Annotated in this window: 13 protein-coding genes; 2 read left to right on the top strand and 11 right to left on the bottom strand. The window is 66.1% G+C overall.

The genetic code is table 11. The features are described from left to right. From BRAO375_RS35785 to ltnD, 11 genes are all read right to left on the bottom strand, one after another. The coding region (locus tag BRAO375_RS35785) for a J domain-containing protein (RefSeq protein WP_139031508.1) at positions 1 to 376 on the bottom strand (376 nt) is incomplete at its 3' end. 39 nt (positions 377 to 415) lie between these two features. Then, positions 416 to 1,381, bottom strand: coding sequence for an MBL fold metallo-hydrolase (locus BRAO375_RS29740; protein ID WP_009031133.1), 966 nt, complete (start codon positions 1,379 to 1,381; stop codon positions 416 to 418). A 284-nt stretch (positions 1,382 to 1,665) separates the two neighbouring features. Next, the gene (locus tag BRAO375_RS29735; protein ID WP_009031132.1) at positions 1,666 to 3,357 is read right to left on the bottom strand and encodes a methyl-accepting chemotaxis protein; all 1,692 of its coding nucleotides are present in this window, start codon (positions 3,355 to 3,357) and stop codon (positions 1,666 to 1,668) included. Between the two features lie 361 nt (positions 3,358 to 3,718). Continuing rightward, positions 3,719 to 5,317 (bottom strand): ABC transporter substrate-binding protein, encoded by a 1,599-nt coding sequence (locus BRAO375_RS29730; RefSeq protein WP_009031131.1) that lies wholly within the window; start codon positions 5,315 to 5,317, stop codon positions 3,719 to 3,721. 65 nt (positions 5,318 to 5,382) lie between these two features. Then, entirely contained in the window at positions 5,383 to 7,086 is a 1,704-nt protein-coding gene (locus tag BRAO375_RS29725; RefSeq protein ID WP_009031130.1) for a methyl-accepting chemotaxis protein, read from the bottom strand. Between the two features lie 474 nt (positions 7,087 to 7,560). Then, complete coding sequence (locus BRAO375_RS29720) at positions 7,561 to 9,252, bottom strand: methyl-accepting chemotaxis protein (RefSeq protein WP_009031128.1); 1,692 nt, start codon at positions 9,250 to 9,252, stop codon at positions 7,561 to 7,563. Between the two features lie 231 nt (positions 9,253 to 9,483). Beyond that, positions 9,484 to 11,508: a methyl-accepting chemotaxis protein gene (locus BRAO375_RS29715; RefSeq protein ID WP_009031127.1), complete on the bottom strand. Its 2,025-nt coding sequence runs from the start codon at positions 11,506 to 11,508 to the stop codon at positions 9,484 to 9,486. A 288-nt stretch (positions 11,509 to 11,796) separates the two neighbouring features. Then, positions 11,797 to 13,824, bottom strand: a complete 2,028-nt coding sequence (locus BRAO375_RS29710; protein WP_009031126.1) for a methyl-accepting chemotaxis protein — start codon at positions 13,822 to 13,824, stop codon at positions 11,797 to 11,799. Between the two features lie 265 nt (positions 13,825 to 14,089). Next, positions 14,090 to 15,367: a 3-oxo-tetronate kinase gene (otnK, locus tag BRAO375_RS29705; protein WP_009031125.1), complete on the bottom strand. Its 1,278-nt coding sequence runs from the start codon at positions 15,365 to 15,367 to the stop codon at positions 14,090 to 14,092. Next, positions 15,364 to 16,146, bottom strand: a complete 783-nt coding sequence (gene otnI, locus BRAO375_RS29700) for a 2-oxo-tetronate isomerase (RefSeq protein ID WP_035643028.1) — start codon at positions 16,144 to 16,146, stop codon at positions 15,364 to 15,366. Before otnI ends, otnK begins: the two co-directional genes overlap by 4 nt. A gap of 26 nt (positions 16,147 to 16,172) precedes the next feature. Continuing rightward, positions 16,173 to 17,090, bottom strand: coding sequence for an L-threonate dehydrogenase (ltnD, locus tag BRAO375_RS29695; RefSeq protein WP_009031123.1), 918 nt, complete (start codon positions 17,088 to 17,090; stop codon positions 16,173 to 16,175). Positions 17,091 to 17,220: 130 nt separating this feature from the next. Between ltnD and otnC the strand changes: the two genes are divergently transcribed. Beyond that, complete coding sequence (gene otnC, locus BRAO375_RS29690) at positions 17,221 to 17,883, top strand: 3-oxo-tetronate 4-phosphate decarboxylase (protein ID WP_009031122.1); 663 nt, start codon at positions 17,221 to 17,223, stop codon at positions 17,881 to 17,883. 22 nt (positions 17,884 to 17,905) lie between these two features. Beyond that, positions 17,906 to 18,118 (top strand): hypothetical protein, encoded by a 213-nt coding sequence (locus BRAO375_RS29685; protein ID WP_009031121.1) that lies wholly within the window; start codon positions 17,906 to 17,908, stop codon positions 18,116 to 18,118. The last annotated feature ends 416 nt before the right edge of the window (positions 18,119 to 18,534 follow it).

Raw genomic sequence — 18,534 nt, 5'->3', positions numbered from 1 at the left:
GCCGCTGCGTGATCGCGCGCGTCGTCTCCGGCTTGGCCGCCCAGTCGCCGACGGACGGAAGCAGCAGCATTTCGAGCCCGATCAGGATCGCGCTGAGCACGGCGGTGGCCGCCGTGAACTGCAGGACAGCGTCCCAGCGCTCCCGTCGGATGCGGCTGCGCTCGAACGCCAATTGTTCGTCATACTCGGCGCGCAGATCGGAATCGCGCAGCACCTTGTAGGCGACGATGATCAGCTTGAGCTGATGCTCCATCGCCGCATCGCCACCGCCCCGGAGATCCGGATGGTTGGCCTTCGCGGCCTGTCGGAACGCCCGCTTGATCGTCTCGAGATCAGCGCGCGGCGAAACCCCGAGCACCTCGTAGTGCGTCTTCATAATGCGGCCCCGAGCCCTCCTCTGGAGCGCCGTTCGGGATCATGCGGGAAGCATGTCGAGCGCATAATGGGCGCCATCGCGAACGAGCCGGCCAAATCCCGGCCATGGAAAATGCGAACCGCAGACCAGCATCCGGTCTGCGACAATCCGATCGAGCAATTTGCGCCGGCTGACCTCGGCAGCCGGCCCATCCTGATCATAGGCGCCGTGCCATTCGGGATGGCGCAGGCAGAACGCCGGCACATAGGCGGTGTCGCCGGAGAGCATCAGTTGCTCCTGGCCGGAGCTGAGGTGAAACGCGGTATGCCCCGGCGTATGACCGGGAACGCTGACGAAGCGGATGCCGGGCACCACCTCGTCCTCACCCTCGACTGGAAGCACGTTCTTCCAGCCTGGGATCACGCTCTGGATGCGGCGGGCGAGCGACTGCCGCCACGGCGGCAGCCGGCTCGTGAGCGCAGGATCGGTCCAAAACTTGTACTCGGCCGCCGCGACGATGATCTCCGCATTGGGAAACACCGGCGTATCGGCGTCGCCACGCATCAGCCCGAAAATGTGATCGGGGTGGAAATGCGAGATCAGGATGGTGTCGATGTCCTGGGGGCGCAGGCCGGCTGCCTTGAGGTTGTCCAGCATGCGGCCCGAGATGAAGATCGAGTCGGAATTGTAGCCCTGCACCTGGCCGCCGCCGCCAGCATCGCACAGCACGGTCTTGCCCTTCAGCCGCACCACGGTGGTCGAGATCGGCACGGGCACGAAGCCAGGGTCGAGGCCTGTCGCGCGCAGTGCCTCCTTGACGTCGCTGATGCTGGCATTGCTGAAGAAGCCGGCCTCGTGCGGCTTCTCCCAGATGCCGTCATACAGCGCGATCACCTCGGCCTCGCCGACGTTGATGCGGCGATACCCACGCTCGGGATCCGCGGTACGCCGGCGCGGTTTTGCGGCGACGACGGCAAGCCCCGCGTCGAGGCCGAAGGCCACGGCAGCGGTCGCTGCCGACAGCACCAAGGTCCTGCGCGAGGGTCCACCCGCCGTTACATCGCCCGCCACGAATCTTTACCGCTGGTTGAACAAGTACAAGATGCAAGGAACCTTTGCACCTTAGCGGGATTATGGCGTCGGGACGGCCTTTCTGGCCGGTCGGTCGCTTCCTTGGCCGAGGGATGCAGCCAGCACGCGGCCTTGCAGACCAGCCCGCGAGCAAGTGGCAGCCCCAACGGCGATGGCGCGACGCCGGCGTCGTTCAATGATCGCACGTCAGGCGACCTTCCCGCCGGCCACTGAGAACGTCAGGCGGCGCGAACCGATTGCAGGAAGCGGCTGACCTCCTGCTTGAGACGAAGGCTGTCACCGGAAAGCTGACGCGCGGCCGTGAGCACCTCGCTGGACGTCTCGCCGGTCTCACTGGCGCCCCGCTGCACGTCGGTGATGTTGGACGAGACCTGCTGCGTGCCGGTCGCAGCGTGCTGAATGTTGCGGGCGATTTCGGACGTGGCGGCGCCCTGCTCCTCGACGGCCGCGGCAACGGTCGCCGAGATCTCCGACAGCCGCTCGATGGTCGTCGAAATCTCCCGGATGGCCCCGACGGATTCCTGCGTGGCCGCCTGAATGCCAGAGATCTGCTGCGCGATCTCGCCGGTCGCCTTGGCGGTCTGCTCGGCCAGCGCCTTGACCTCGGAGGCGACGACGGCAAAGCCGCGGCCGGCTTCACCGGCGCGCGCCGCCTCGATGGTGGCGTTGAGCGCCAGCAGGTTGGTCTGGCCGGCAATCGTGTTGATCAGCTCGACGACGTCGCCGATGCGGGTCGCGGCCTTCGACAGCTCGCCCACGCGATCGTTGGTGCGACGCGCCTGATCGACGGCATCGGAGGCGATGCGCGCGGATTCCTGCACCTGGCGGCTGATCTCCTTGACCGACGAGGTCAATTCCTCCGTCGCCGAGGCGACGGCCTGGACATTGGCGGAGGCCTCTTCGGACGCTGCGGCCACGCTTGTCGACAGCTCCTGCCCGCGCATCGCAGTGCCCGACAGCGAATTGGCCGAGCTCTCCAGATTGCCCGACGCAGAGGAGACCGTATCGACGATGTTGCCGATCGCGCCCTCGAAACTGTCGGCAAGCGCGGACATCTCCTGCTTGCGGGTGCGGGCCGCCCGCTGCTCCTGCTCCATGAGCTCCCGCGCGTTGAAGCGCACCATCGTCTGCACCGTTTGCAGATTGCGCAAGGCGCGGCCGATCTCATCGTCGCGCTCGATGCGCAGGCGGGTATCGAGCTTGCCCTGGGTGATGCTCTCCATGGTCTCATTGAGATGATCGAGCGGCCCGACGATGACGCTCATCGTCCGCAGCCCGATCAGACCGCAGAGCACGATGCCGGCGGCAGCGATCGCCGCCGCGGACATGCCGCCGAGCCCGCCTTCGCCGAACGAGATCACCCCGAGCACGATCAGGAACAGCGTCTGCAGCCCGACCAGCGTCCGCAGCCTTGACGCGATCGTGCCGGTGAACATGGCGAGGTGATCGAACAGCGAGCGGCGACGAACGATGCCGTCATCGATCTTGTAGCTGTGCGGCTTCTTCTCGCGGATCGCAGCATAGACCTGCTCCGCCTCGGCCCGCTGATCGGAAGGCAGCTTGGTGCGCACCGACGTATAGCCGATGACCTGGCCGTCCTTGCGGATCGGGGACGCCGTCGCGAGCACCCAGTAATAGTCGCCGTTCTTGCGACGGTTCTTCACCGCGCCGACCCAGGGGCGACCTGCCTTCAGCGTGGTCCAGAGATTGTCGAATGCCTCGGGCGGCATGTCGGGATGGCGCACGATGTTGTGCGGCTGCCCCATCAGCTCGGCTTCGGTGAAGCCGGCCGCATTGACAAAGTCCTGATTGAAGAAGGTGAGCTTGCCCTTCGCGTCGGTCTTCGACACGATCAGGGTGTCATCCGTGATCGGATATTCGACGTTGGTGACGGGCAAGTTCTTGCGCATGGCGGCTCTCGATCGACGATGATGATGATTTGGTTCGGGCCCGCATTGGCACGACTAATTTTCCGGTGACCGGCTGACAATGATTTACGGAGTTTGATTAATGTAGGTTAAAGCGCTGTCGCCGGAAGATTACGGAGATTGCTGTCAAATCTCATTCTCAATCTCAAATTGTTCCATCATCTGGAGCGATCGGCACCGGCTGGCGCTGCGGCTTCTTGCTCCAATAAAAAAGGGCGCAGCCTTGCGGCTGCGCCTCGATGTGATGAGCAAACACGACGTGGGCTGCGCGGACGGCTCCAGGAAGCGGCCGATTGCTGGCGGCCGACACCTTCGCGTCTCGACCGCGCCTGCAGCTGACCGATCACTCCAGCTCGATGGGCTGATAGGTGCCGCTCTCGTCCAGAGCCGTTCCCCAGATCTTGTGCGAGGCCTGGTGCTCGGCGGCACCGAAACCCAGCGTCGCGCCAAGACCCAGATCGATGCTGCGCATCGACTCCAGCGTATCGATCAGGCGCTCGGTGTCGAGCTGCGGGCCTGCCTTTTTCAGCGCCTGAACCAGGATGCTCGCCTCGATATAGCCCTCGAGCGAGGTGTAGTCCGCCGGCTCGCCCGGGAACTGCTTCGCCAGCGCGGTCTTGTAGTCGAGCACCAGACTCGAATAGCCGGAAACCGCCGGCACGGTCTGGGTCACGACGACGCCCGCAGCGTAGCGCGAACCGAGCAACGTCAGCTCGTTGGCCAGCGCCGAGGCGCCGACCGCCGAGACGTTGGCGAACACGACGCCGGGCAGCACGTCATGCGCCTTCTCGATGAATTTCGCCGCAGCGCGCGAGGTCGCGACCATGATGACGGCGCGCACCGGCAGCTTCTGCGCCTTGAGCTGATTGATCGCGGGCTCCACATCCACCGTGTTGCGGGTGTAGTTGACGCGCAGGATCGCGGAGTCGTTGAGGCCGAGCGCCCGATACGCCTTGGCGACGCCGGCAAACCCCGCATCGCCGAACGAATCGTCCTGGGCGAACAGCGCGATCTGGCGCGGTGGTATGCGGCGCAGCTTCACCAGATACCGCACCAGCGCGTCGGCCTCCTCCGAATAGCTCGGACGATAGTTGAAGACGTAGCGGTCCGGAGGATCGTGGCGGGCGACGTTCGCGCCGGTGTAGGGACTGAAGAACAGCAGGCGCCGTTCCAGCGCGTAGGGAATCGCGACGGCCGCCGTCGCGGTCCCGAAACTGCCGACGAAGCCGAACACCTGCTCCCTCTCGTAGAGCTGCTTCATGGCATCGAGCGTGCGGGTCGGATCATACCCGTCGTCGGCGACGATGAGCTTGAGCATCCGCCCGTGGACGCCGCCGGATTCGTTGGCGCGGTTGAAAGCCGCTTCGATGCCGAGCTTCAGCAGCCGGCCGGTTTCCTTGTTCGCGCCCGACAGCGGCACCACGCTGCCGAACGTGATCTCGCGGTCGGTGACACCGCGGACGGCCGGAGCAGCCACAGCGGTCGCCGCGACGGCGAGCGGCGCGAGCGACGCGTCCGACGCCCCGGCCGCCGCCGTGACCGGCGCGCCGATCGAGCGTTCGATGTCGACGAGCTGGAGCGCAGCGCGCCGGCAGTCCTGGCGTCCGCTCGTCACCGCCGTGCGACCATCGACGATGTGACGATCGAACTGTCGCGTCAGCTCATTGCGATCGGCGTCATTGTTCGATGCCTCGCGGATGACCGCCTGGAAGCTGCCCATGACGGCATGAATCCGCGGCCGGGGGATCTCGTTGCAGGCAAGCGCCGCCCCGATGATCGGTCCGATCCTGGCGCCGAGGTCGCGCACCATGGTGGGACTGTCGCCGGGCGCGGCACGCGCGGGCCCGCAGATCAGGGCGAGCATGACCGCCGAAGCAATTGCAAGCGGTCGCGCAGCGCGCGGCAGGTCGTGGCGGGGACGGAGATCGAGGAAGGTCATCATGACGGGGTTCGAACTCATTGAGGCAAGGTGGTCGGCTGTTCGGCAGGTGTTGTCGCGGTCGGCGGTCAGGACGCGCGGACCGATTGCAGGAAGCGGCTCACCTCGCGCTTCAGCCGGTTGCTGTCGGTCGACAGCCCCTGGGCGGCCTCCAGCACCTGCGTCGACGCCGAGCCGGTCTCGTTGGCGCCGCGCTGAACGTCGGTGATGTTGGCGGACACCTGCTGGGTGCCCTGCGCGGCCTGCTGAACGTTGCGCGAAATCTCGCGGGTGGCGGCGTTCTGCTCCTCCACCGCAGCGGCGATCGTGGAAGAGACCTCCGACAGCCGCTCGATGCTGCCGGAGATCAGTCTGATGGCATTGACCGACTCGCCGGTCGCGGCCTGGATCCCGGCGACCTGCTGGCCGATCTCGTCCGTCGCCTTGGCGGTCTGTTCGGCCAGCGCCTTCACTTCCGCGGCGACCACGGCGAAGCCCCGGCCCGCATCGCCGGCGCGCGCCGCCTCGATGGTCGCATTCAGCGCCAGGAGATTGGTCTGGCCGGCGATGCTGTTGATCAGCTCGACGACGTCGCCGATCCGGCTGGCGGCTCTCGAGAGCTCGCTGACCCGCTCGTTGGTCCGCTTCGCCTGCTCGACCGCCTCGTTGGCCATGCGCGCCGATTCATGCACCTGACGGCCGATCTCCGTGACTGAGGACGTCATCTCCTCGGTCGCCGAAGCGACGGACTGGACGTTGGTGGAGGCCTCTTCAGAGGCGGCTGCAACAGCCGTCGCGAGTTCGCCGGCGCGCACCGCAGTCTTGCTCAGCACATCCGCCGACACTTCCAGTCGCGACGAGGCCGACGACACGGTCTCGACGATCTCGCCGATCGCGCCTTCGAAATCGTCGGCCATCTTGTGCATATCGGCCTTGCGGCGCTCCACCGCCCGCTGCTCCGCTGCCTTCTGCTCCGCCTCCAGCGCGTGACGTGCGACGGCATTGCTCTTGAACACTTCGACGGCACCGGCCATCTCGCCGATCTCGTCACCGCGTCCGATCCCGGGCACCTCGACGTCGAGTCGGCCGCCGGCAAGGGTCTTCATCGCCGTCGTCATCCGATGCAGAGGACCGGTGATGCCGCGTGCGACGATGGTCGACACGGTCAGCAGGATCAGCAGCACGAGCCCGGCCGCCATCAGCGATTGGCGCGTCGAGGCCCAGGCCTGCGCCGAGAGATCATCGATGTAGACACCGGTGCCGACGAGCCAATTCCAGGGCGCGAAGCCCGCGACATGGGTCAGCTTCGGCTGCGGCGTTTCGGAGCCCGGCTTCGGCCAGTCGTACTCGACGAAGCCGCGGCCGTGCTGCCGGACGACGTCGATCATCTCCATGAACAACGGCTTGCCGTTGGGATCCTTCATGCCGGACACATCCTGGCCGACCAGCTTGGTCGAGATCGGATGCATCAACATGCGCGCCGTCATGTCGGTGACGAAGAAATACTCCGAGCCGCCGTAGCGCAGCGCCCCGGCCCGCTCCAGCGCGCGCTTCTGTGCGTCGGCGACCGAGATCGTGCCCTTCTGCGCAGCCGCATGCTCCTCGGCGAAGATGGCGAGCGCGAGCTCGGTCAGATGCCGGAGTTCGAGCTGCTTTTGCAGCTTGAGGCCTTGGGCAAGCTCCCGCGAGTTGAACGTCGTCAGGCCGATCAGGCCGAGGAAGCTCAGCGCGATCAAGGCGTAGATCTTGACTCCGATCGTGAGCTTGAGGCGAGAGAGGGAGGCAAAGGACATGACAGTCTCCACGGGCGCGGCTGTGCGAGGCGCTCGGGGAGAGATCGTGCCGGTGGGCTGGGACCGCCCCTCCTATGCACGCTGACAGGCCCCACCGCCCATAGGTGCCAACGTAGGGACCGACCCGGTTAAGACCGGTTAAAGCGATATACGTGCAAATACGGAGCGATGACCGAAATCGATCATCACCCTGGCCAGATCGGTAGCGCACTACGGCTCAGCCGTGCGACGCGTTGTCTCACTCATTGCGACCTGACGAATCCAGCGCCGTTTTGCCCGTGGAGCTGCGTCTTCGTCACGCCGCGAATGCTGCTACCATGCCCCCAATAAGTTAAAGCAAGTTAAAAACCTGGATTGAACACGCAGGTTAGTTTTGATGCCGTCAGCGCCGCATGCGCGCGCAAAAAAGCCGCAGGCCCTGCGGCCTGCGGCTGAGCAATGTTCCGGATGGGCGGCGTTGACCGCCCCTCTCGCCTACGCGGCGCGAACCGTCTCCAGGAAACGGCTGACCTCCAGCTTGAGCCGATTGCTGTCGCTCGACAGCGATCGCGCCGCACTCAGCACCTGCGACGATGCCGATCCGGTCTCGCTCGCTCCGCGCTGCACATCGGAGATGTTGGCGGAAACCTCCTGGGTTCCCCGCGCGGCCTGCTGCACGTTGCGGGAGATCTCCTGCGTCGCGGCGCCCTGCTCCTCGACCGCCGCGGCAATCGTCGACGAGATCTCCGACAGCCGCTCGATCGTGCCGGAGATCGTCCGGATCGCATTCACCGACTCCTGCGTCGCCGCCTGGATGCCGGCGATCTGCTGTCCGATTTCGCCGGTCGCCTTCGAGGTCTGCTCGGCGAGCGCCTTGACCTCGGTCGCGACGACCGCGAAGCCCTTGCCTGCCTCACCGGCTCGCGCAGCCTCGATGGTGGCGTTGAGCGCCAGCAGATTGGTCTGGCCCGCAATGGTGTTGATCAGCTCGACGACGTCGCCGATCCGCGCCGCCGCCTTCGACAGCTCGCCGACCTGATCGTTCGTCGTGCGGGCCTGGGAGACCGCCTCGCTCGCCATGCGCGCCGATTCCTGCACCTGGCGGCTGATCTCGGTGACCGACGAGGATAGCTCCTCCGTCGCAGAGGCGACGGACTGCACGTTGGTCGAGGCCTCTTCGGATGCGGACGCCACCGTCGTTGCCAGGCGCTGCGAGCGGTCGGCCGTGGAGGTCAGGGTACCGGCCGAGGCCTCCAGCTGGCTCGACGCGGAGAACACCGTGTTGACGATGTCGCCGATCACGGACTCGAACTGTTGGGTCACGGCGTCGACGCGGCGGCCGCGCTCGATCTTGGCCTCGGCGTCCTTGGCGGCGGCCTCGTCGGCCGCCTTCTTCGCGATCAAGGCATCCTTGAAGATCTGCAGCGCGTTGGCCATCGCGCCCATCTCGGTCTTCTCGCCACGATGCGGAATGTCCGCGGCCAGATCGCCCTCGCCGAGGGCCTGCATGGGCTTCACGATCGACGCGATGCCCTGCGAGACGCTCCGCACCATCAAATAGCTGATGATCACGCCCAGCACCAGCATGACGACGTTGATCACACCGAGAGTCGCAAAGGAGCGCGTGTAGGTCGACACCGCCTCGGCCTCCGCCTTGTCGGCGCCGGCGTTGTTCAAGTCGATGCTCTTTCGCAAGACTTCATCCGCTTCCAGGCCGATCTTGTTGACGGTGCGCTGATTCAGCTCATGAGCCTCATGGGGCACCTGGCCGACAGCCTTGCGTGAAAGGTCCATGACCTTCTGGCTGCCATCGAGATACTTGTCCCAGACCGCCTTCCACTGCTGATAGACCGCGCGCTCCTCCGGGTGAGAGATCATCGCTTCGTAGGACTTCGCGGCCTTGCTGATGGTATCGAGCACGGTCGCCGCCGTCTTGTCCTGCGTCTGCTTGTCCTCCGCCGTTTCCGCCAGCATGTGCTCGCGGACCACGTTCCGATAGGTGATCGTCGCGGCGCGGAGGTCACCGAGCATGCGGACGCTCGGCAGCCAGTTCGTGGTGATATCGACCGTATTGGCGTTCATCGCCCGCATGCTCGAGACGGCCAGCAGGCCCGTGAAGGTCAACACGACGAGAAGCAGCGCAACGACGGCAACGATCTTGCTGCGAATGGACATGCTGGCGAACATGGAATGGGTCTCCGCGGTCGGCGCTGAGCGCGATCGACGATGTTTAACAACGTCTTTCATGCTTACGGTTCCTTGGATGGAACTAGGTTAACTTCGCCCTCAGTAAAAACACGGAGGCCGCTCGCGACGTGATCGGCACGTCGCGGACCCCGCAATGAAAGGGGCCGCCAGCTTGCGCGGCGGCCCCTCGGATCAGTGTGAAATCGACCGGAGGTCTGCGGCAGTCTGGCGCTACGCCGCGCGGACCGTCTGCAGGAAACGCGACACTTCGAGCTTGAGGCGGTTGCTGTCGGTCGACAGTGTCTGCGCCGCCGACAACACCTGGGAGGATGCCGAACCGGTCTCGCTCGCCCCGCGCTGGACCTCGGTGATGTTCGACGAGACCTGCTGGGTCCCCTGTGCCGCCTGCTGGACGTTCCGGGAGATTTCCTGGGTTGCCGCGCCCTGCTCCTCGACCGCGGCCGCAATCGTCGACGAGATCTCCGACAGCTTCTCGATCGTTCCCGAGATGGTCCGGATGGCGTTGACGGATTCCTGCGTCGCCGCCTGAATGCTGCCGATCTGTTGACCGATCTCTCCGGTGGCTTTGGCCGTCTGCTCGGCCAACGCCTTGACCTCGGTGGCGACCACCGCGAAGCCCTTGCCGGCCTCGCCGGCGCGCGCCGCCTCGATGGTGGCGTTCAACGCCAGCAGATTGGTCTGGCCGGCGATGGTGTTGATCAGCTCGACGACGTCGCCGATCCGCGCCGCCGCCTTCGACAGCTCGCTCACCTGGTCGTTCGTCCTGCGCGCCTGATCGACGGCCTCGCCCGCCATGCGCGCCGACTCCTGCACCTGGCGACTGATCTCGGTCACCGACGATGACAGCTCCTCGGTGGCCGAGGCCACCGATTGCACGTTGGTCGACGCCTGCTCGGAGGCCGCGGCCACGGTCACCGCCATCTGCTGCGACCGTTCGGCAGTCGAAGTGAGCGATCCCGCCGAGGCTTCGAGCTCGGTCGAGGCGGATGACACCGTCTCGATGATCTGCCCGACCGAGCGCTCGAAGGTGTCGGCGAGCTCCCGCATGTCGCGCTTGCGCTGCTCGGCGGCGATCGCGTCCGCCTGCGCCTTCTGCTCCGCGTCGGCGCGCGCCTTGGCCTCGGCGTTCTCGCGGATGATCACGACGTTCTTGGCCAGGTCGCCGACCTCGTCGCCACGATTTGCTCCGGGCACCTTGATGTCGAGATCGCCCGAGGCCATGCGGCCGAGCGCGCCGTTGAGCGCCACGATCGGGCGCGAGATGCCCATGAAGCCGAACGCCACGGAGCCGGCCAGCACCAGGACGAGAACAACGGAGAGCGTGAAATTCATCCGCGTCGCGCTCGAGATGGTCGCCTCGGCAGTCTCCTTGGCTTCGGTGGCGAACTTGTCGGCGGCCTGGACGGCCTCCGCCATCAGCTTGCTCGCCTGCTCGGCTGCGGGGAGCATCTTCTCGGTCAGCAGCTTGGTCTTGGCTTCCTCCAGCGCGGCTGCCTTGACCGAGGATTCGATATAGGCCTTGAGCTCGCCGCGCATTTTCTCAACGTCTGACTTGGCCGCTTGGGGCACCCTGGTCATGAGCTGGGAGAGGCTCTGATCGACGTCCTTGGCCCGCGCGACCATGGTCTCCTTCGATTTGACGTCTCCCGTTGCCAGATAGCGCCAGGCATTGGTGCGGATCGCGGTTCCAGCCGCATTGAGCTCATGCAGATCGCGCTCAATGGCAGTCGCGTCCTGCGCCTCCTTCAAAGCCGGCAGCTTGATCAGGTGATCGAACTGCCTGTTCCAATCTGCCGCCTGTGCGTCGCGCAAAGCGTTCGTCGCCAGCAGCTCCTTCTGCATCCGGACGATCTCCTCGGCGCCATTCTTGTACTCGGCTGTTGCCGTGAGAATCTTGCCGAAGCGCTCCTTGCTGGCGGGGCGGAGCGCCGCGTTCTGTGCGTTCTCGAGGCCTGTTTTCACGCGCGCCTCGATCTTGTGCTCGTCCTCCAGCAGCTTGTCGACCTCGGCGGTGCTTCGCGCCAGCCGCACGCCGCGATTGGCGAGCTGCAGGCTGCGCAGGTCGCCATCCGCCGTCAACGTCAACCTGCGGATCAGCACCTGACGATCGGAGGCTTTGATCGCCTCGTCGACTGCGCTCTGCGACGTCTGCTGATTGACGAGCGCAGTGACGGCCAGCAGCATGCCAAGCAAGCCGGCAAGGCCGAGCTTGTAGCCAATACGATTGAGCTTCATTCCTGGGAATCCCGGTGAGGCGCTGCAAGATCCGCTTGGTTGCCAGGACGCTGCGCCGACTTGCTGGAAATAACACTGCAAAGTCGGGCCTGGGCGTCGGCGAATGCTTAACGGCTGAAACCGGAGATCTACGGGAAACGGCCGATTACGGCGCGGCAGATTGACGCGAGCCCCGTAGAACTACGAAGCTTCCGGAGCGCTGGATTGTCAAAATGAAAAAGGCCGGAGCGTTGGTCGCTCCGGCCGTGGAATCGTGATTGGCGATGCGGTGGTAGCTCACAGGCGGAATTACGCTGCCCGGACTGAAGCAAGGAAGCTCGCGACCTCGTGCTGCAGGCGATTGCTGTCGCCCGACAGCGCCTGAGCCGCCGCCAGCACCTGCGCCGACGCCGAGCCAGTCGCCGCCGCGCCGCGCTCGACGTCAGTGATGTTCGCCGAGACCTGATGAGTGCCGTGCGCCGCCTGCTGCACGTTGCGGGAGATTTCCTGCGTCGCCGCGCCCTGCTCCTCGACCGCGGCCGCGATGGTGGAGGAGATTTCGGAGAGCTTCTCGATCGTGGAGGAAATCTCCTTGATGGCGCTGACCGACTCCTGCGTTGCGGCCTGGATGCTCGAGATCTGCTGGCCGATCTCGCCGGTCGCCTTCGCGGTCTGCTCCGCCAACGCCTTGACCTCGGAGGCAACCACCGCGAAGCCGCGGCCGGCATCGCCGGCGCGCGCCGCCTCGATGGTGGCGTTGAGCGCCAGCAGGTTGGTCTGGCCCGCGATGGTGTTGATCAGCTCGACGACATCGCCGATGCGCGTCGCCGCCTTCGACAGCTCGCTGACGCGGCCAGTGGTGGTGCGGGCCTGGCCGACGGCATCGTTGGCAATGCGCGCGGATTCCTGCACCTGCCTGCTGATCTCCGTCACCGACGAGGCCATCTGCTCGGTCGCGGACGCCACCGACTGCACGTTGGTGGTGGCCTCCTCCGACGCGGAGGCGACGGCGGTAGTCAAGCCCTGTGAACGCGTGGCCGCCTCGGTCAGCGTCGTCGCCGACTGTTCAAGCTGGCTCGACGCCGACGACACCGTGTTCACGATCTCGCCGACCGCCGCCTCGAACTGCTCGGCCAGCCGCTGCATGTCGGCCTTGCGCCGGCGGGCAGCAATCGCGTCCTGCGCGTTCTTCTCCTCGGCCTCGGCGCGCGCCTTCTCTTCCGCGTTGCGCTGGATCACGGTCACGGTCTTGGCGAGATCGCCAATCTCGTCACCGCGGCTCGCGCCGGGAATGACGATATCGAGGCGGCCGCGCGCGATCTCGCCGAGCGCCGCGTTGAGCCGTGTCAGCGGCCGCGCGATGCCGAGGAACGAGAATACGACCGATGCGATCACCGACAGCAGAACGGCCAGTCCGACGATCAGCGTGATCCGGCTCGCCTGCGCGGCCACCTGGTCGGCCTCATACCGGGCACTCGCGTTGCGGGCGCGGGCATCCTGGATCGCCGCATTCATCAGCTCGCCGGCTTCGCTGAGATAGACCAGCGTGCGGTCGCGCAGCACCGCTTCCTTGACACCCTCGATCTTGACCACCTCGTCGTTGGCCGCGACGAAGTCCGAGGCAAGGCCGTTGAGCTTGGTGATCGTGGCCTGGATCTCGCGATCGTCGGCGAGCATGCGGGCGTCGGTCAGCGAGCTCTTCAGCCCCGGCACCGTCTGCTTCACGGTCAGGATGGTCGCCGCGTCGCCGGTCATGCCGAACCGCCAGGCTTGCGAGCGCATGTAGTTCAGCTTGGCGTCGGCGGCGTGAAGCTGGCGCTCGACCCGTTCGCGGAAGGCGAGGTTCGGCATCGAGGGCGAGGCGAGCAGCGCCTTCAGGCTGTTGTTCCACTCATTGGAGACTGCGCTGCGCTTCTCGATCAACGTCAGCAACTTCTTCTGCGCCTCGGCGAGATCGACCGCTCCAGTCGCATAGCTCGTCATCAGCTCCTTGAGCCGGATCAGCCGGGCGCGGTTCTCGGCGGTCGCCACGCTGGCAAGCGCCGCCTCGATGTCCGTGACCATCGCCGTCGAGAACTGCTGGATGTCGGCTGCGGCCCTTTCCGCCTCGGCCGGCGCCCGCGCCAGCCGCGCCGAGCGGCCGCCGAGCTGGGTCTGCTGCATGTTGATGCTGGCCGACAACACGCTCTCGACCACGCGCCGCGAGCGCTCAGCCTCCTGGTTGGCCTGGCTGACCGTCCGCTCCGCGATCATCTGATTGGCGATCATGCCGACCGCGAGAGATGCGCCGATGGCGCCAGCAAGCCCGAGTTTGTAGCCGATCCGATTCAGTTTCATTGCCCTACCCACAGAAGGACCCATCACGCCGCGGTCCATGGGGAAGGTATAAGGGTGAGGTCCCTAGAGACCGTTAATTTACGGGAGTCATCGAGCAATACACGCGAAAAACTTCTGCATTTTCTGTGTGCGCTCCGATGCTTATCGCGGCAACGCGCGCCGCCGCGCCGCGCGCAGGCTCACAAACTATGCAGAGGATCGCGCAACCGCGCGCGGCGTTCCGAAATCCGGAACGGGCCGGCTCCGACAGCCGGCCGATACCCGGTCAGCGCATCAGCCCGAGCGCATCGGCAAAGAATTGCGGTCCGCCGAAATTGCCGGACTTCAGCGCCAGCAGCATGTCGCCCGCCTCGGCGCCGATCGCCCGCAGCACCGGCACGCCCGCAGCAATCTCCGGCCCGACGAGGAAGCCCGGGATTTTCAGCCGGTCGACGACCGCGCCCGAGGTCTCGCCGCCCGCGACGATCAGCCGCCTCACGCCGGCGTTGATCAATCCCTCCGCGAGATCAGCCATCGCCCGCTCGATCGCGTGGCCCGCGGCTTCGCGGCCATGCTTCGCCTGCAGCGCGCTGACCTGATCCGGCGTCGCGCTGGAGGCAATCAGCACCGGCCCCTTGGCGATGCGTTCGCGCGCCCAGGCCAGCGCCCGTCGCGCCTCGTCAGGACCGGCGACCAGGCCCTCGGCGTCGAGATGCAGCACCGGCATGATGGTCTCGGCCTGCGCGATCTGCTGCAGGGTCGCCTGCGAGCAGCTGCCGGCGAGGCACGCCGCCAGTCCGCCGACCGGCGCGTCGTGGTGATGCGTCAGGCCATGCGAATGCACGTGCCCGGCCTCGACCAGCGCCCGCGCCAGCCCGAGCCCGATGCCGGAGGCGCCCACCGACACCTTGTGCTTCAGCGCCGCCGCGCCGATCGCGGTGAGGTCGGCATCGAACACGGCGTCGACGACGGCCGCGCCGATGCCCTGCCCCAACAACTCTTGCAGCCGGTGACCGATCGCCTCAGGCCCGTGCACGACGGTGGCGAGATCGACCAGGCCGATCTGGCGGCGGCTCTGCCGGCTGAGCACGCGGACCAGATTGGCATCGTGCATCGGGTTGAGCGGATGATCCTTCAGCGGGCTCTCGTCGAGCGGCACGGCGCCAACAAACAGATTGCCCTGGTAGACCGTTCGCTTGGTCTCCGGGAAGGCCGGGGTCACGAGCACGATGCCATCACCGGCGTCGCCGGCGAGCGCGTCCATGACAGGGCCGATATTTCCGGCATCGGTGGAATCGAAGGTCGAGCAGATCTTGAACAAGACATGACGGGCGCCTCGCGCACGCAGCCATGTGTCCGCCTCGCGCGAGCGGGCGACCGCAAGCGAGGCCTCGATCGAGCGGCTCTTGAGGGAGACCACGACCGCGTCGACCTCCGGCAGCGCGAGATCGGCAGCCGGCACCCCGATGGTCTGCACCGTGCGCAGGCCGGCGCGGGTGAGCGTATTGGCGAGGTCGGAGGCGCCAGTGTAGTCGTCGGCGATGCAGCCGAGCTTCAAGGTCACGGCTTCACTCCCTTGTAGGGTGCGAACCAGCCGAGCCCGTCTTCGGTGCGGCCGCGCGGATTGTACTCGCAGCCGACGAAGCCGGCATAGCCGAGCCGGTCGAGCTCATCGAACAGGAACGGATAGTTCAGCTCCTCGCCGTCAGGCTCGTTGCGCGAAGGGATGCTGGCGATCTGGATGTGACCGGTGATGTCCATCATCTGGCGCAGCCGCATCGTGACGTCGCCATGGATGATCTGGCAGTGATAGATGTCGAACTGCAGCTTGAGGTTCGGAATCTTGAGCTCGCGGATCAGGTCGCGGGCGAAGCCGAAATCGTTGAGGAAGTAGCCGGGCACGTTGCGCGGATTGATCGGCTCGATGACCACGTCGAGGCCATGAGGGGCGAAGAACTCGGCCGCCCAGGCGACCGACTTGTAATAAGCTTCAACCGCCTTCGCATCACGGCGATCGGCGATGCCCGCCATCAGGTGCAGCCGCTTGACGCCGGTCGCCTTGGCGTAAGGCAGCGCGGTCTCGAGACTAGCCTTGAGATCGTCGAACCTATCGGGCAGCGCCGCAAAGCCCTTCTCGCCGGCGTCCCAATTGCCAGGCGGCAGGTTGAACAGCGCCTGCGTCAGGCCGTTGCCGTGCAGGCGCTTGCCGACCTCCTCGGCCGGATGATCATAGGGGAACAGGAATTCGACCGCGGTGAAGCCGGCCTTGGCGGCGGCGGCGAAGCGATCGAGGAACGGATGCTCGGTGAACATCATCGAGAGATTGGCGGCGAAACGCGGCATGCGTGAGCACTCGTGCTGTGACTTTGCTATGACTTGGAGGAGCCGGGCAGCGTGGTGCCGGTGACCTGGGCGTACATCCGCGCCACGGAGGCGTCGTCGTCGCGGCCCATGCCGGCGGCCGCCGTCATCAGGAACATCTGCAGCGCGGCGGCCGAGACCGGCACCGGGAAGCGGTGGTTGCGCGCCATGTCCTGGATGATGCCGAGATCCTTGACGAAGATCTCGACCGCGCTGCGCGGCGTGTAGTCACCGTCGAGCACGTGCGGCATGCGGTTCTCGAACATCCAGGAGTTGCCGGCCGAGGCGGTGATGACCTCGTAGACCTTTCTGATGTCGAGCCCTTGCTTGGCGGCGAAGGCGATCGCTTCGCTGGCAGCGGCAATGTGAACTCCGGCGAGCAACTGGTTGATCATCTTGAACGCGGCGCCCTGGCCGGCGGCATCGCCGAGCTCGTAAAGCTTGGCCGCCATCGCATCGAGCGCCGGACGGGCCTTCGCAAAGGCTGCCGCGCTGCCCGAAGCGAGGATGGTCAGTTCGCCCTGCGCGGCGCGCTGCGCGCCGCCGGAGATCGGTGCATCGAGATAATGCCGGCCGGTCGCCTCCAATTGCTTGGCGAGACGCCGCGCGACGTCCGGATCCATGGTCGCGGAGGAGACGAACACCGACTCCTTCGGCATGGTCTCAGCGGCGCCGCCGGGACCGAACAGGATGGCTTCGGTCTGAGCCGCATTGACGACCACGCTGACGACGATGTCAGCACCCGCGGCCGCTTCGGCCGGCCTGTTCGCGCCCTTGCCGCCGTCGGCCACGAACCGCGCCACCGCATCCGCCGAGACGTCGCATCCGGTCACGGCGAAGCCGGCGCGCTTGAGCGAGGTCGCCATGCCATATCCCATCGAGCCGAGCCCGATCACGGCGACGTTCAGTTGCGATGGGGACGGCATGCGGCGAATCCTCGAGGCGTTTCCTGGTGATGTCCGATTGGGTTCGGACTAGGCCTTGGGTAACACGGCTTGGCCGGGTTGCCAAAGCGTGAGACAAAGCCTCGAAAGAACGAGGAACGAGGAACGACCTGTGGCGGACACTGCGATTCGCGAGGCCATCTGCCGGTTCGGCCGCTCGCTGTTCGAGCGCGGGCTGACGCCGGGCTCGTCCGGTAATATCAGCGTGCGGCTGGATGACGGCGGCTGGCTGGTGACGCCGACCAATGCCTCGCTCGGCTTCCTCGATCCGGCCAAGCTGTCGCGGCTGGATGCTGAGGGAAGGCTGATGTCGGGCGATGCGCCGACCAAGGAGGTGCCGCTGCACACGGCGCTGTACCAGACGCGGGAGGCCGCCCGCGCCGTGGTGCATCTGCACTCGACGCATTCGGTCGCGATCTCGATGCTGCCGGAGATCGACCCCCGCGCTGCGCTGCCGCCGCTGACACCTTATTATTTGATGCGCTGCGGCCAGACCGCGCTCGTCCCCTATCACCGTCCCGGCGATCCCGCCGTCGCCGACGCCATCAAGGGTCTCGCCGGCCAATATGCTTCGGTGCTGCTCGCCAATCACGGACCGGTCGTGTCCGGCGACACGCTGGAGGCGGCGGTGTTCGCGATGGAGGAGCTCGAGGAGACGGCCAAGCTCTATCTGCTGCTGCGCGGACTCAATCCGCGGCATCTGTCGCCGCAACAAGTGGCCGATCTCGTCAAGGTGTTCGGCCTTTCCTTGCCCGATCACGCCGATCACCATTGATCGAACCGGGCATTGCACGCGCATGCAGTACCCTGCACCTTCGCCTGCCGAGATCGAAGCGGCCGCCCGCGTGCTGTTCGAGGAAGCCCGCTTCTATCGCTGGTTTCCAATCACCACCGACTCCTATGAGATCTTCGCCGAGTCCGACCGGATCGGGGTCGCCGAGTTGCGCGGCATCGCGGAACGCATGTTGATGGCGGCGGCCCACGCAAAGGTGGGGACGAGGTTGCGCTAGCCGAGCCTGCGCCGCCATGTCGCTCGTCAGGCCGCCTTGCCTCTTCTGGTGATTGATGCCTAATATTCAGGCAGAACTTGGCTGCGCAGGCCATCAGCGGCCGCTCGATCAATAGGCAGGCCGGGACCGCTGTGACGCATAATCGCGCCCGCGGCCGCCACCCTCGATCGCAGCGGATGTCGCTCTGCACGCCTGACGCACAGACAGGAACGGGCAAAGTGCCTCCACAACGCCGTGGTTGCCGCTGTTTTCCGGGGTTCTCGCCCGGTCTGAGCTCGGCCGACGCCGTAGCCGACGCCTCGCGCCTGCCGATTGCATACGCATCGCAAGTGGCGCGCGCTCCTTATGCATTGGGCGATCCGGCTGCCAATCATTGGCATATCCGTTGCAGACACCACGCAGGTCGGGAGCCGGGC

The sequence above is a fragment of the Bradyrhizobium sp. ORS 375 genome (assembly GCF_000239775.1).
GTDB lineage: Bacteria > Pseudomonadota > Alphaproteobacteria > Rhizobiales > Xanthobacteraceae > Bradyrhizobium.
This window is presented reverse-complemented; position numbering and strand designations above follow the sequence as displayed.

What these genes read in the sequence shown, in the direction of transcription:
- BRAO375_RS29735 (WP_009031132.1), bottom strand. Translation starts at nt 3,357, where the DNA reads ATGCGCAAGAACTTGCCCGTCACCAACGTCGAATATCCGATCACGGAT.
- BRAO375_RS29730 (WP_009031131.1), bottom strand. Translation starts at nt 5,317, where the DNA reads ATGATGACCTTCCTCGATCTCCGTCCCCGCCACGACCTGCCGCGCGCT.
- BRAO375_RS29725 (WP_009031130.1), bottom strand. Translation starts at nt 7,086, where the DNA reads ATGTCCTTTGCCTCCCTCTCTCGCCTCAAGCTCACGATCGGAGTCAAG.
- BRAO375_RS29720 (WP_009031128.1), bottom strand. Translation starts at nt 9,252, where the DNA reads ATGTTCGCCAGCATGTCCATTCGCAGCAAGATCGTTGCCGTCGTTGCG.
- BRAO375_RS29715 (WP_009031127.1), bottom strand. Translation starts at nt 11,508, where the DNA reads ATGAAGCTCAATCGTATTGGCTACAAGCTCGGCCTTGCCGGCTTGCTT.
- BRAO375_RS29710 (WP_009031126.1), bottom strand. Translation starts at nt 13,824, where the DNA reads ATGAAACTGAATCGGATCGGCTACAAACTCGGGCTTGCTGGCGCCATC.
- otnI (WP_035643028.1), bottom strand. Translation starts at nt 16,146, where the DNA reads ATGCCGCGTTTCGCCGCCAATCTCTCGATGATGTTCACCGAGCATCCG.
- ltnD (WP_009031123.1), bottom strand. Translation starts at nt 17,090, where the DNA reads ATGCCGTCCCCATCGCAACTGAACGTCGCCGTGATCGGGCTCGGCTCG.
- BRAO375_RS29685 (WP_009031121.1), top strand. Translation starts at nt 17,906, where the DNA reads ATGCAGTACCCTGCACCTTCGCCTGCCGAGATCGAAGCGGCCGCCCGC.